We start from the raw sequence: 13,101 nt of genomic DNA on the forward strand, positions 1-13,101 counted from the left end.
CCCTCAGAATTGGAAGTAAAGGAACGGCGAGAAACTCTGCGCCGACAGTTTCAGAATCGACGCCACGAACAGCAGCAGCACCGCAGCGCGCATGGCGTAGCGTGGCCAGTCAGCGGTCCAGTAGGCCGGTTGCACGGCGGCGTCACGGCCCACGCTGAAACCGGGCTCGTGAATGCTGCCTGGGTTGTCGCCCGGTACCGCCTTGATCAGGCTCGGGTCGGCTGGCTTGGTCTTGTCGGCAGGGCGGTTGGTGTAGAAATCGCGCAGGCCGAAGAACGCCAGGGTTGCGTAGGCCACCACCAACGTTGCCACTTGCAGGCCAGTAAGGTTGGCGCGGTTGAGTTCCGACAGCGACCATTCGCTGAAGCTGAACATCGCACCGTACATGCGGCCTGCGACGTGCAGGTTTTCGGCGCGGAAGATCACCCAGCCCATCACCACCAGCAGGAAGGTGAAGGCCCAGCGCAACACGTTGAAGCTGCGCGGCGCAGTATTGAGGCCGATGGCTTTTTCAATCGCCAACCACATGCCGTGCCAGGCGCCCCACACGATGTAGGTGATGTTGGCGCCGTGCCACAGGCCACCGAGCAGCATGGTCAGGAACAGGTTGCGGTAGGTGGTCAACGTGCCTTTACGATTGCCGCCCAGGGTGATGTACAGGTAATCACGCAGCCAGGTAGAGAGGCTGATGTGCCAGCGCCGCCAGAACTCGGTGATCGACTGGCTGATGTAGGGCTGCTTGAAGTTTTCCATGAAGCGGAAACCCATCATCAAGCCCAGGCCGATGGCCATGTCGCTGTAGCCGGAGAAATCGAAGTACAGCTGCGCGGTGTAGGCCAGTGCGCCGAGCCAGGCGTCACCCGTGGTGGGGTTTTGCAGGGCGAAGCAATGGTCGGCCACCACCGCCAGGGTGTCGGCAATAAATACCTTCTTGATGAAACCCTGCATGAACCGCGTGCAGCCCTCGGAGAACTTGTCGAGGGTGTGGGTGCGGTTGTTGAACTGGTCGGCCAGGTCGCGAAAACGCAGCACGGGGCCGGCGATCAAGTGCGGGAAGATCGCCACGAACGCCGCGAAGTCGATCAGGTTGCGGGTCGCCGGGGTGTCGCCGCGGTACACGTCGATGATGTAGCTGATGGACTCGAAGATGTAGAACGAGATACCAATCGGCAACAGCACGTGGGTGAGAATGAACGGCTCCAGGCCCGCCGACTTCATCATCACATTGATGCTGTCGACGCCGAAGTTGGCGTACTTGAAGTAGCCGAGGATGCACAGATCGACCGCCACGCCGAGCAGCAGCCAGCGCTGCGCCGGCTTGGTGCGTACGCCGGCGGCACCGACCTTGAGGCCGATCCAGTAATTCCACAGCGTGACGGCGGCGAACAGCGCCAGGAAGTCCACTCGCCACCAGGCGTAGAACACATAGCTGGCAATCAGCAGCAGCAGGTTGCGATAGCGTTGCCCGCTCAAATAGTACAAGCCGAGAAAGATCGGCAAGAACAGAAACAGGAACACATTGGACGAGAAAACCATCCCGATCTCTCCATGTTTAACCAACAGTCAAGGGCCAGAGCCCCCCCAAACCCCCCCACGATTTCGGGGGGAGGTTGTATTGCAATTTCACTGAAGGAACCGGGTTAACTGTGGGAGCTGGCTTGCCTGCGATGGCGGTGTATCAGTCGACATCAATGTTGAATGTCAGACCCCTATCGCAGGCAAGCCAGCTCCCACAGTTGGACCGAGTCCAACCGGGAGCTATGTATCAGCTGCCTTTGTTGCCTTTTTCGTGCGCCGGGTCGTAGACCTTGGTCAGGTCGCCACCCAGGCGGAACGTCTTGAACGGTTGCATCCCGTGCTTGCGCTCGATCACATCCGGTGCGCAGGTGTAGAGGGTGCAGAAGGGTTCAAGCCAGGCGAATTTCATGTCCTGCTTCAAGTCCTTCATGTCCTGCTCTTTACCGTTCTTCTGCTCGAAGATGTCCGGGTCTTTCACCCCGGCCAGCACTTTGTCGCCCAGGCGCTTGAGCGCGCTGTTGTTTTCCTGGCGCAGGTCCACGCCGTTGACCAGGGCAAAACTGGCGATCATCGACAGCGGCGGCAGGGCGTAGTTGTGGTACGACAGCGCGCGTTGCTGACGCTTCAATTCGTTCGGCAAAAAGCCCTGGTCATCGACCTGGTTCACACCGACCTTGTATTCCTTCACGGCCCAGTCAAACAGGTCGCGACGGTTGGTGGCGATGGAGGTCGCCATCACCGACCAGGCGGCCCAGTAGGAGTGGTTGTTGGTTTTTTCCAGTGGCAGGTTGTCCCAGTCGCTCACCACCTGATCGGCCAGTTTGTTGAACCAGGCTTCGATCTGTTGCGACTCCTGCTGATGGTTGGCCAGCGGGTGAGATTCGGAGAACTTCAGGCGTACATAGGCCGAGGCCATGCTGCCCAGTGCCCATTTGCGCATGGACTTGCCGGTGTGGTTGAAGTCCTTGGACATCAGTGCGTCGGCCTTGGCCCACGACACCAGCCAGTTCAGGGTGCATTCGAGCTGCTGCGGGCGACCGTCGCGCATGAACTGCATCACCCGTTTGCTGGTGTCTTTTTCCAGCTTGGTGATATCGGCAGTGCTATCGCGGAAGGCTTTTTCCGATTGCACGTTCAGCGTGGAGCGCGCCTTGTCCGAACCTTCGTACTTGCTGCGAAACTGCAACGGCCCGGTGTAGGGGGTCGGCATGGTGTCGCAGTTTTCCTTGAAGTCGCCGGTCTTGAACGCTTCGATCGGTGCGAAATAGCCCTGGGGCGGGCGCAGCGGCGCGGCGGCGTTGGCTGCCCCGGCGAAGATCGCCAGGCCCAGTAACGATGGAATCAATAGCTTCTGCATAAGTAACCTCATTGCCCAGTTGAAGCGGTCTGCTGACCACCGCTTGGGAATACGTTGCGTGTGCAAATTTTCGCTTCGACTTTCTGCGCGGCAGCACCCTTTTCCGGGCCCTGTACTTCCACGGCCAGCAAGTTCTGCGAGGCCCAGTCTTCATCGGTGCGCAGTTCAAAGGCGAAACGCCCGTCTGTATCGGATGTCTCGGGTTTCTCGATCTTGATGTCCTCGTGGCGACCGTTCATGTACCAGAGGGTGGCTTGCAAGGTTTTGACCGATGGATCGGCGAAGCGGATGTCGACCTGATGGTTGGCGTTGCGCAGGTCTCTGTTCGCGCTGTTGACCATCAGTTCGTTCTTGCCGGGCTTGAGGGTGGTGCTGGCGGACATCTGTGCAGGCTTGCCTTCGCAACCGTTGTCCAGCAGCGCCATCATCTGGCGGTAGATGGTTTCCTGGTCGAGACGGTACAGCGGCGAGAATTCCCAGATCAGGATCTTCGGTGGGGTCTTCTGGAACTCGTCGCTGCCCAGGTACTGCAACATCGAGCCTTCCAGGCCACCGCCGGGGAAGGCGACGTTGAGGATGTCGGCACCGATTTCTTCTTCGAGGAAACCGGCGAAGTTGTAGTTCTTGCCGCTGTGGCTGGTGCCCACCAGGGTGATCTGCGGGTTGCCCGAATCACTGAACAGGTCACCGTCACCGGCTTCGCCCTTGGGCTCGGTGGTGAACTGGTCCATGTACTGGATCGCATAGCTGGTGCCGCACAGTTGCCCGGCCATGTTGTGCAGGGTGCCGGTCTTGCCCATGCGGCCCGAGCGCTTGGTCTCGAATTCGCGCTTGGGAATCTCGGCGTACTCCGGCATCTGCTTGACCTTGGCCGCGACGATCTTCGCCGTGCGCTGGGCGCCGTAGGGGGTCCAGTGCTGGTCGCCGCGGAAGTAGAAGTCGTGAGCCGGCAGTTCGTCCGGCAACTGCTCGTTGGTCAGCGGCGACAGGTCCGGCACCACGTAGCCCATCTTGGCGAAACGCCCAAGCATGGTCTTGTAGTTGGTCAGCGCCTTGTCGAAGTCGAACTTGGCTTTTTCTTCAGGGTTGAGCTTGTTGCGGTTCACCAGGCCACGGGTTGGCTGGTAGACCACCACCAGTTCCACGCCCTTGGCCTTGAACGCATCGTGCAATTGCTGCATGCGTTTGTAGCCGGCCGGTGTGGTGTCGAATTCGGTGCGCAGGTCTTCCTGGGTACGGAACAACCAATCGCCCTGGGCTTGTACCAGGGTGGTGAAGTTCTGCTGGTAGCGCGTGGTGTAGTTCTTCGCGTCATGGGCCGCCGGGCACAGGCTGCAGCACGGCTCGGCAGTGAAGGTCGGTGCCTTGACTTCATCGGCGCGCACGCCCTGGCTGGCCGCCAGCAGGCCGAGGGTCAGACCCGAGAGGCTCAGCAGTTTGATCATGTGTGGGTGCATAAGGGTCATCCTCAGTCCTGCAATTCGGTCTGGCGTTCGACGGGGTCGATCAGCACGGCTTTCTGCTGGCGCACCAGCAGGTCGAGAATTTCTTCCTGGCGATCGCCCAGAATGCCGGAGAAGCTGATGCCGCTGGATTTGGTCGGCGCCAGCATCGACACGCGATACAACTCGATACTCAACGGCGAATCGATGGACAGCGGCCCGCTGCCGTTACCCGCCAGTTCACCACCCACCACGATCAGCGAGACCTTGGCATCGAATGGGTCGAGGGCGATGTCGCGGTCGGTGTCGGTCAAGTCCTTGATGTGGCCGTACACGCCGGTCAGGCCGTTGGCCATCGAGGTGTTTTCGTAGAGCTTGATGTTCACGCTGTTACGCACGCGGATGCCGTGGCGACGGTTGCTGATCACCTTGTTGCCCCACAGCAGGTTGTCACCGCTCTCATAGAGAGTGATGCCGTCGGTGTGGTTACGGTAGATCTCGTTGTCGGCGATCAGGTTGTTCACGCTGTTACGGTCGATCACCAGGCCCGAGAGCTTGTTGTCGTAGCTGCGGTTATTGAAGATGAAGCTGTCGTTCACTTCCCGCGAAATGATGATGCCGTGCTTCTTCTTGGTGCCGTACACCGTGTTGTCGGCGATGATCAGGCCGTGGGAGCGGTCGTGGGGGTCAATGCCGTAGACGATGTTGTCTTTGTAGGTATTGCCCTTGATCACAAAGCCTGTGGTCTCGTAGCAGTAGAAGCCGTACCACATGTCCGAGAACTCGGAGTCGATGATCCAACCGGTCGGCTCGGGACGCTTGAGCACCTTGGCCATGTTCGGCGTGTACTGGGAAATACTCACCCCGTAGGACTTACTGTTGGCGTAGCCGAAGCTGGCCATCTTGGTCTTGGAGATATAGGTCTCAGTGCCGCCCCAGGCCAGCAGGAATGGGCGGAACTCCTTGGGCGATTTGAACAGGGCAGGGCCGTTGGTTTTTTCATCCCAGCCGGTGACCTTGGTGTCACGTACGAACAACTGGCCGTCGTTGATCAAAAATGAGCCAGCTTGCTGGGACAGGCGCAATTCCTGGGTGTTCTTGTCGATATCGAGGATGCCCTTGCGTCCGACCACAATCGGCAGTTTGGCCAAAAAGACACCCGGCGACGTTTCGCTGAAGTACTGCTTGGGCACCTTGCCCAGTAGGTCCTTGAGGTTCATGTAGCCGTCGTCGACAAAGATTGCCTGGGGGATGCCATGCTGGCGCACCACCCATTCGGCCATCTTGTTATCGCCGCCGATAAAGTCCTTGAGCGCGTCTTCCTGCATCATGCGGCGGATGCTGATTTTGCCCGCCTTGGTCTTGATGATCTTCTTTTCCATCGCGGCGGCGGTGTAGCCCGACAGATCGGGCAGCGCCGGCTTGGCCATTTCCAGCGGCGCGGTGGGCGGGCTGGAAATAGTGTAGGTCTTGGCCTGTTGCAGTTCCTTGGCGATGATCGGCGCCTTGGCCGCCGTATCGGCAAACGCTGTGGCGCTGGCCATCAGCATTGCCGCGACGAGTAGGCTTTGAGCATTCATGGCGCAGGCTCCCATCAGAATTTCCAGACCACGTCGACAAACGCGCGGTGCATGTAGGAGTCGACCTGGCTGCCGTAGGCGTCGCCCGGCTTGAACACGCCGGCGCGCAAGCGCACCAGGGCCGATGGCTCGTCGATCGACTGGCTCAGCGCGGCGGGCAGCAAGCCTTTCTTGAAGTACTTGGTGACCACCAGGTCCATCTCCTGGCCGAGGTCCTTCTTGCCATCTTCCAGCGGCAGGGAGGTGCTGGAGAGGATCGCGCCGGTGACGTCGTCGGTGTTGTTCTGCACCGCATCGATACCGTTGCTGCCCACCGGCTTGTTGCCGTCCACGCGCCAGAACTTGTGGTACACCAGGCTGGCGTCGTAGTCCTCGCGCAGCTGCCAGGAACCGAACAGGCTCATGGACTGCATGTTGTTCATCTCGCCGCGAAACGCTTCACCGAAACGGTGCACGCGGGACTGGGTGCCGGTCCAGTTCGAACGGTTGCTTTGCAGGCCGTTCTGTTCGTATTCGGCGCTGGCACGGGAATAGGCCGCGCCGACTTGCCATTGCGGGTCCAGGCGCAGGCGCACACCGATGTCGGTGGCCCAGCCGCTGAGGTCATCGCTGCGCTTGGCGCTGGTGGGGCGCGTGCCGTCGGCGTTCAAGGCGTTGACCTTGTCGCGGTCGCCGCGCATGCCGGTGATGCTGGCCCAGTAGTTGACGGTGTTGGTGTTGCGCCAGTTGTAAGCATCGCTGTTGGCTTCGATACCGAGCCAGGTCAGGTCGCCGTTTTCGCGCTTGTCCAACGGGTCACTGGCCACACCCGGTTCGGCGTAATCGAGCTTGCCGTCGTCATGGGTGTGGTGGCCGCGCAGGCCGATCCACTGGCCCGGCGTCCACTGGTAGGCGGCGTCGGCGTAGAAGTGCTGGCGGTCCTTGTCCACTGGCGAGAGTTCCTTGAGGTCGGTGCGGTATTCGCTGAAGCGTTCGGCGGCGCCGACATTGGCCTTGAGCAAGGTGGTGTCGAAGGTCCAGTTCAGCGCTTCGATGTTGGTGTCGCGCCATTGGCCGTCGTCATTGCGCAGGCGCTGGCGACCGAACTTGAGGATCTCGCCGGGGTAGGGCGTGAAGCCGCTGTAGCCGACCCAGAACTCGCGCAGGGCCAGATAGTTTTTCTTGGCCTTGCGGTCGTCGTTGCTCGACTGCTGCTCGGTGGTGTCATCGGCCGACTGTTGCAGGGTGTCGGTCTCGATGATGTCGCTGGACACCACCGCCTGGCCCATGGCATAGGCGCTCCACGCGCCGCTTTCGCCGTAGATCCAGGGGCGCAGGTCAAGGCCGATACCGTTGACGTCGCCGCCTTTCTGGGTGCCCAGGTCGCGGTCGTCTTCGGACTGCGCGGTGGCTTTGACTTCCAGGCCGAAGTTCTTGGCTTCGGTCAGCGCGGCCAGGGTCGGGCACGACCACAGCAGGGCGAAGGACAGGCCGATACCGGCCTTGACGAATGGGTTGAGCTTCATAGGGATTCCTCGCCGTCTTCTTCTTGCAGGGCGTGCAGTTGCAGCGTGCTTTGGGCCAGGGTGCCGCGGGCGGCCAGTTCCTGTTGCACCAGGCGTTGGCCCTCGGCGCGTTGCTCAGGGGTCAACGGCGCTTCGAGCTGGGTGGCCAGGTCATTGGCCTCTGGCGTGTCCTGGGCCTTGGCCAACTGGCTGAAGACATAGGCGTTCAATGGGTCGGGCTTGGTGCCCTTGCCTTGGGAAAACAGTTGGGCAATGGCAAAGTCGGCGCTGTTCTGGCCGTTGCGCGCAGCGGTCAGCAAGTGGTCCAAGGCCTTTTGCGGGTAGACCTTGCCCAGGTAGCCACGGCGGTAGATCTGGCCGAGGTAGTAATCGGCGGCCACTTCACGGCCCACGGCTTTTTCGAAATGCGCCTCGGCGGCCTTGGCGTCGGCTGGCACCCACTTGCCTTCGTAGTAGAGCTTGCCCAGCAGCAATTCGGCGCGCGGCTGGTCGGCGGCGCGGCCGTTGTCGAGGTACTTCATCATCTGCTCGACATCGCCCAGTTCGGGGAAGTCGTAGAGCAACTGCGCCAGGCTGACCCAGGACGCCGGGTAGCCGGGGGCGATTTTTTCAAGCAAAGCCTGGGCGGTTTTTTCGTCCGGGGTGCCGAGGGTGGCATCGCCGAGTACGCGGGCGACGCTGTCGACGCGCTGGGCGGTGACGCTGCCACGGCTGAAGCCTGCTTCCATCTGCTTGAGCAATTCGGCCTGTTGTTCAGGCTGCTGTTTTTTCTGATAGACCGTGGCCAGTTCGACATAGCAGATATCGGTGGTGTTCAACGCGGCCTTGCAGATGCGCTCCACATCATCCAGGTGCTGGTCGTAAGTGCCCTGGGTGCGATACAGCAGCACCTGGGCCAGGCCGGCTTCCGGGTAACCGGCCGCTTGCCATTTGCTGATCTGCTGCTGGGCATTCACGTTGGGGAAGCTGTGCGGGTATTGCAGGTACAGCATCGCCAACGGGATCAGGGTGTTGCCTTCGCCATTGGCAAAGGCTTTTTTCAACAGGCTTTCGGCTTCGTGGTGCTCGGCCTCAGTGGCGCCCGGCTTGGCCGCCAGCAGGCGACCGAGACGCGCTTGGGCACGCGGCGAGGTGTCTGCCGCCGCACGGTAAGTGGCTTCGGCCTGCTTGATTTGCGCTGGGTCGCGGGTGCCGACCTGGATATCGGCCAGGCCCACCTGGGCCTCGCTGTAGCCCAGGTCTGCCAGTTGCTGGTAATTCTGCTGCGCGGTGACGGTATCGCCGCGCTTGAGGGCTTCATTGGCCAGGCGTTGGTCGGGCAGGCCGGCGCAACCGGCCAGGCTCACGGCCAGTGCCAGCGCGCAGTACGCAGAGGCCAAGTGAAATCTGCTCTGTGTGGGAGCTGGCTTGCCTGCGATGGCATCGCTGCGGTGCAACTGATGCACCGAGTCGCCTGCATCGCGGGCAAGCCCGGCTCCCACAGAGGTCAGCGGTGTTGTTGGAATAGGGTTCACAGGCATGTCCTCGCTTACAGACCGTGAGCCATGGCTTTGTCGATCAGCCAGTTCAGCGATGGGCCACGGTCACTGGTGACTTCCACCGGGCGACCGGCGTAGGTGCTGTCCAGCGGTGCGTCGGGCTTGATCTGCACACGGATGTCAGAGGACAGGTCGGCGCTGTTCAGGCTGGTGCTGCTGACGATGGTGCCGGTGCGAACCTGTTCTTCGTCGGCGACCTGGAAGCTCACCGGCGTACCTGGACGCACATCGCCAAACTGGCGGTAGGTGAAGCGGGCTTCGACGTTAGCCTGGCTGCCACGCGGCACCAGTTGGAAGATCACATCGCCCTTGCTGGCGTACTGGCCATCGGCGACCAGTTGCTGGGCCACTACGCAATCGCATGGCGAGGTGAGGGTGCCGGTCATTTGCTTGCCGAACAGCTCTTCAACCTTGGCCGGTTGCAGTTGGTCTTCGTCCAGGTGGCCCTTGAGTACGTCGAGCATACTGGTGCTGAACGTCGCCAGTGGCGCGCCCTTGGCCGCTACCGAGTCACCTTTGAGCAGGCTCTGTACGGTGCCGTCACGCGGCATGGTCACGTTCATGCCCGGTACGCTCACAAGGCCGGCCTGGGCGTGGCTGACGAAGTACATGCCGTACAGCGATTTGAAGACAAAACCGAAGGCGGCCAGACCAACCAGGAAAATCGCCAGGCTGAACGTCACCGCACGCAGGCGACCGAACGCGGTCATGCCACTGCCGCCGTCCTTGACCTTGCGCGCCTTGGTGAAGTTGTCGCGTTGCAGCGTCGCCAGCACGTCGCCCATGGTCACGATGTCGCCGGACAAGTGCGAGGTGATCAGGTGGCGCAGGGTGGAAATGTCCTGGGCATCGAGGTTCTGGAACTGGCAGCCGGTGCGGCCGGTCTGGCGATCGTAGGAGCGGATTTGCAGCTCCACGTCCATGGCCAGGCCGAGGTTATCGATCACGAACTGCAGGCGGCCCTTGTGCACTTGGCCGACGGTGAGCGGCTGGGTGGCGGTAAAGGCCAGGCCACCGGCGGACAGGTCGATCACGCGTGCTTCGGTCGGCGTGCGGTCGCTGTTGAAGAAGCGCAGCTTGGCCGGGATTTTGACCCGGGCGTGCTGGCGCTGGGCTTCGGATTCGTGGACAACGTTGGCGTTTACTTGGCTGTTCATAGTATTCGATTTCCTAGTTAATTCAGGCTTGGCAGGGTCAGACCATCATCAGCAACACGGCAACGAAGATGCTGCCGGCGGAGAAGGTCATGGTCCGAGACGACCAGGTGTTGAACCAACGTTGAAAGCTGGCCAAATCGCGGGTCAGTTTGGTGTCCTGGCGGGTCCAGGACTGTTGATCAAGGCGGAAGAACACGTAGATCTTCACCAACGCGCCCATGATCTGGTTGTAATAGAGAATCAGCGGGTAGGCCGGGCCGATCTTGTGGCCTGAGCACGACAGCAACAGGGTCAGGATCAGGCGGGTGATACCGATCCACAGCAGGTACGCGAGGATGAACGCGCCGCCATACTTGAACGTGGCGATCATCGCCACGGTCAGGCCGAGCAGGGAGGTCCACATCGACACGCGCTGGTCGAACAGCACCACGCTGGTGAACACGCCGAGGCGACGCACGCCCAGGCCGAGGGCACGGGAGTTCTGGCGCAGGTTGTTGCCATACCAGCGGAACATCAGTTTACGGCTGGCTTTGATAAAGCTCTTTTCCGGCGGGTGTTCCACGGTGTTGATGGCGGCGTCCGGTACGTAGAAGGTGTCGTAGCCCAGGCGCATCAGGCTGAACCAGCTGGACTTGTCATCGCCGGTGAGGAACTTGAAGCGCCCCAGGCGCCAGTGTTGCAGCGAGTCGCTTTCCACATCGGCGATAAAGCCCGGGTCAGTCACTACGCTGGCGCGAAACACCGACATGCGCCCGGTCATGGTCAGCACGCGCTTGGACAGGGCCATGGAGCACATGTTGATGTGGCGCTGGGCGAAGCGCAGCTTGTGCCACTCGCTCATGATGTAGCCGCCGCGCACTTCGCAGAATTCGTTGGTGGTCAGGCCACCGACATTGCCGAACAGCTGGAACCAGGGGACGGTCTTGCGGACCACGCCTTCGGCGAGCACGGTGTCGCCATCGATCACGGCTACCACGGCACGGTCATCCGGCAGGTGGCGGGAGATGGCACGGAAGCCGAAGGCCAGGCCGTCGCGCTTGCCGGTGCCGGCAATGCGCACGAAGTCGAGCTTGACGTGGGCCGGTGGGTTCATCTTTTCCCAGAGGCTTTTCACCAGCAGCTCATCGGACATTTCCACCAGCGAGCAGACCACGGTGGTAGGGAAACCGCATTCGATGGCTTCGCGAATCACCGAGCTGTAGACCTGGGCGGTGGTCAGCGCATCGATACGAAAACTGGTGACCATCAGGAACACATGGGACGGGTCGGCGGCCTTGCCCAGCTTGCGCACTTTGCGGCGCAGGTGCGGGTACACCACGTAGAGAAACAGCATGCCGCGAAAGAAATGCGTGGCGCCCATCGAGTAGCGCCAGATACCCACGGCGCCAATCAGGAAAATAAAATTCTTCGATTGCGAATCGAAGGTGCTCGCCGGCAACAGCAGGGCGAGACCCATCAACAGGCTGAGGAATAACAGCCAGCCGGCCGATTGCAGAAATACATGTTTTAACTTGGACATAAGCGTCATCCGGAAGGGGAGGAGGCTTCAGGCTGCAAGCACTGGGGATAAAGACACTTGCAGCCTGAAACTTGCCGTTGCTGTTACCAGCAAATACCTTCAGTACGGCCACTCACGCTGGTGGCCTTGGACATGAAGCCCACCAGGTCGACCACTTGCTTGCCTTCCGGAGCGTTATGCGCCAGGGCACGGAACTTCTCGTCACGGTTACCGAGGATGATCACGTCGGAGTTGTTGATCACATCATCGAAATCCGAGTTGAGCAGGGACGACACGTGCGGGATCTTGCCTTCGATGTAGTCCTTGTTCGCGCCGTGCACACGGGCGTACTCGACGTTGCTGTCGTAGATGCTCAGGTCGTAGCCCTTGCCGATCAGCATTTCCGCCAGTTCTACCAATGGGCTTTCACGCAGGTCATCGGTACCGGCCTTGAAGCTCAGGCCCAGCAGGGCGACTTTGCGCTTGTCGTGGCTGGAGACGATGTCGAAGGCGTTTTGCACTTGCGATTCGTTGCTGCGCATCAGCGAGTTGAGCAGCGGCGCTTCCACGTCCAGGGAACCGGCGCGGTAGGTCAGGGCACGCACGTCTTTTGGCAGGCACGAACCGCCGAAAGCGAAGCCAGGGCGCATGTAGTACTGGGACAGGTTGAGGGTCTTGTCCTGGCAGACCACTTCCATCACTTCACGACCATCGACGCCGACAGCCTTGGCGATGTTGCCGATCTCGTTGGCGAAGGTGACTTTGGTGGCGTGCCACACGTTGCAGGTGTACTTGATCATTTCGGCGACGGCGATGTCCTTGCGGATGATCGGCGCGTCGAGTTCTTCGTACAGCGATTGCAGGACATCGCCGGAGGCTTTATCGAACTCGCCGATGACGGTCATTGGTGGCAGGTCGTAGTCGGCAATGGCGGTGGATTCACGCAGGAATTCCGGGTTGACCGCAACGCCGAAGTCGACGCCGGCTTTCTTGCCGGAGCAGTCTTCGAGGATTGGAATCACAACGTTGGCGACGGTGCCCGGGAGGACGGTGCTGCGCACCACGATGGTGTGGCGGGTGGTCTTGTCACGCAGGACAAAACCGATCTCGCGGCATACCGACTCGATGTAGTTCAGTTCCAGGTCGCCGTTCTTCTTGCTGGGCGTGCCGACGCAAATCATCGACAGGTCGGTATCGCGAATCGCCTCGGCGAAGTTGGTAGTGCCACGCAGTCGGCCGGTCTGGATACCCTGGCTCAACAACTCGCCAAGACCCGGCTCAACAATCGGCGATTTACCCGCATTGATCAGATCGATCTTTTCCTTGGAGATGTCTACGCCGACCACTTCGTGGCCACGGGCAGACAGGCAACCGGCACACACGGCGCCAACGTAACCCAAACCAAATATGCTGATGCGCATCGCAATTACCTCTTTGTTTAATTCATGCCATTAAATGGCCGGAGTTCATGTTTGCAAGCGTCACTGATGCCGCGAAAGTTAGGCG

At 60.8% G+C, this 13,101-nt stretch carries 9 protein-coding genes; all 9 read right to left on the reverse strand.

All coding sequences use genetic code 11. From position 1 onward, the window contains the following. Positions 1-3 precede the first annotated feature (3 nt). The 9 genes from IH404_RS06255 to IH404_RS06295 all read right to left on the reverse strand — a co-directional run bounded on the left by IH404_RS06255 (position 4) and on the right by IH404_RS06295 (position 13,016). Positions 4-1,536, reverse strand: coding sequence for an MBOAT family protein (locus tag IH404_RS06255; RefSeq protein ID WP_032877692.1), 1,533 nt, complete (start codon positions 1,534-1,536; stop codon positions 4-6). A gap of 229 nt (positions 1,537-1,765) precedes the next feature. Continuing rightward, positions 1,766-2,875: a mannuronate-specific alginate lyase gene (locus IH404_RS06260; RefSeq protein ID WP_005785006.1), complete on the reverse strand. Its 1,110-nt coding sequence runs from the start codon at positions 2,873-2,875 to the stop codon at positions 1,766-1,768. 8 nt (positions 2,876-2,883) lie between these two features. Next, complete coding sequence (locus IH404_RS06265) at positions 2,884-4,332, reverse strand: alginate O-acetyltransferase (protein WP_194440154.1); 1,449 nt, start codon at positions 4,330-4,332, stop codon at positions 2,884-2,886. 11 nt (positions 4,333-4,343) lie between these two features. Beyond that, positions 4,344-5,912 carry a mannuronan 5-epimerase AlgG gene (algG, locus tag IH404_RS06270; protein ID WP_005785009.1) on the reverse strand — a complete coding sequence of 523 codons (1,569 nt, stop codon included), beginning with the start codon at positions 5,910-5,912 and terminating at the stop codon, positions 4,344-4,346. After that, positions 5,912-7,402: an alginate export family protein gene (locus IH404_RS06275; protein ID WP_005785011.1), complete on the reverse strand. Its 1,491-nt coding sequence runs from the start codon at positions 7,400-7,402 to the stop codon at positions 5,912-5,914. The genes algG and IH404_RS06275 overlap by 1 nt, the downstream gene beginning before the upstream one ends. Continuing rightward, positions 7,399-8,820, reverse strand: coding sequence for an alginate biosynthesis TPR repeat lipoprotein AlgK (algK, locus tag IH404_RS06280; protein ID WP_194440653.1), 1,422 nt, complete (start codon positions 8,818-8,820; stop codon positions 7,399-7,401). Before algK ends, IH404_RS06275 begins: the two co-directional genes overlap by 4 nt. A gap of 110 nt (positions 8,821-8,930) precedes the next feature. After that, positions 8,931-10,097, reverse strand: coding sequence for an alginate biosynthesis protein Alg44 (locus IH404_RS06285; RefSeq protein ID WP_005785015.1), 1,167 nt, complete (start codon positions 10,095-10,097; stop codon positions 8,931-8,933). Between the two features lie 37 nt (positions 10,098-10,134). Beyond that, the gene (alg8, locus tag IH404_RS06290) at positions 10,135-11,616 is read right to left on the reverse strand and encodes a mannuronan synthase (RefSeq protein WP_005785017.1); all 1,482 of its coding nucleotides are present in this window, start codon (positions 11,614-11,616) and stop codon (positions 10,135-10,137) included. Positions 11,617-11,699: 83 nt separating this feature from the next. Continuing rightward, on the reverse strand, positions 11,700-13,016 hold the full coding sequence (locus IH404_RS06295) for a nucleotide sugar dehydrogenase (protein WP_014717010.1): 1,317 nt from the start codon (positions 13,014-13,016) through the stop codon (positions 11,700-11,702). Positions 13,017-13,101 lie beyond the last annotated feature (85 nt).

This window comes from Pseudomonas sp. OST1909 (genome assembly GCF_015277575.1).
Classification (GTDB): Bacteria; Pseudomonadota; Gammaproteobacteria; order Pseudomonadales; family Pseudomonadaceae; genus Aquipseudomonas; species Aquipseudomonas synxantha_A.

What these genes read in the sequence shown, in the direction of transcription:
- IH404_RS06255 (WP_032877692.1), bottom strand. Translation starts at nt 1,536, where the DNA reads ATGGTTTTCTCGTCCAATGTGTTCCTGTTTCTGTTCTTGCCGATCTTT.
- IH404_RS06260 (WP_005785006.1), bottom strand. Translation starts at nt 2,875, where the DNA reads ATGCAGAAGCTATTGATTCCATCGTTACTGGGCCTGGCGATCTTCGCC.
- IH404_RS06265 (WP_194440154.1), bottom strand. Translation starts at nt 4,332, where the DNA reads ATGCACCCACACATGATCAAACTGCTGAGCCTCTCGGGTCTGACCCTC.
- algG (WP_005785009.1), bottom strand. Translation starts at nt 5,912, where the DNA reads ATGGGAGCCTGCGCCATGAATGCTCAAAGCCTACTCGTCGCGGCAATG.
- IH404_RS06275 (WP_005785011.1), bottom strand. Translation starts at nt 7,402, where the DNA reads ATGAAGCTCAACCCATTCGTCAAGGCCGGTATCGGCCTGTCCTTCGCC.
- IH404_RS06285 (WP_005785015.1), bottom strand. Translation starts at nt 10,097, where the DNA reads ATGAACAGCCAAGTAAACGCCAACGTTGTCCACGAATCCGAAGCCCAG.
- alg8 (WP_005785017.1), bottom strand. Translation starts at nt 11,616, where the DNA reads ATGTCCAAGTTAAAACATGTATTTCTGCAATCGGCCGGCTGGCTGTTA.
- IH404_RS06295 (WP_014717010.1), bottom strand. Translation starts at nt 13,016, where the DNA reads ATGCGCATCAGCATATTTGGTTTGGGTTACGTTGGCGCCGTGTGTGCC.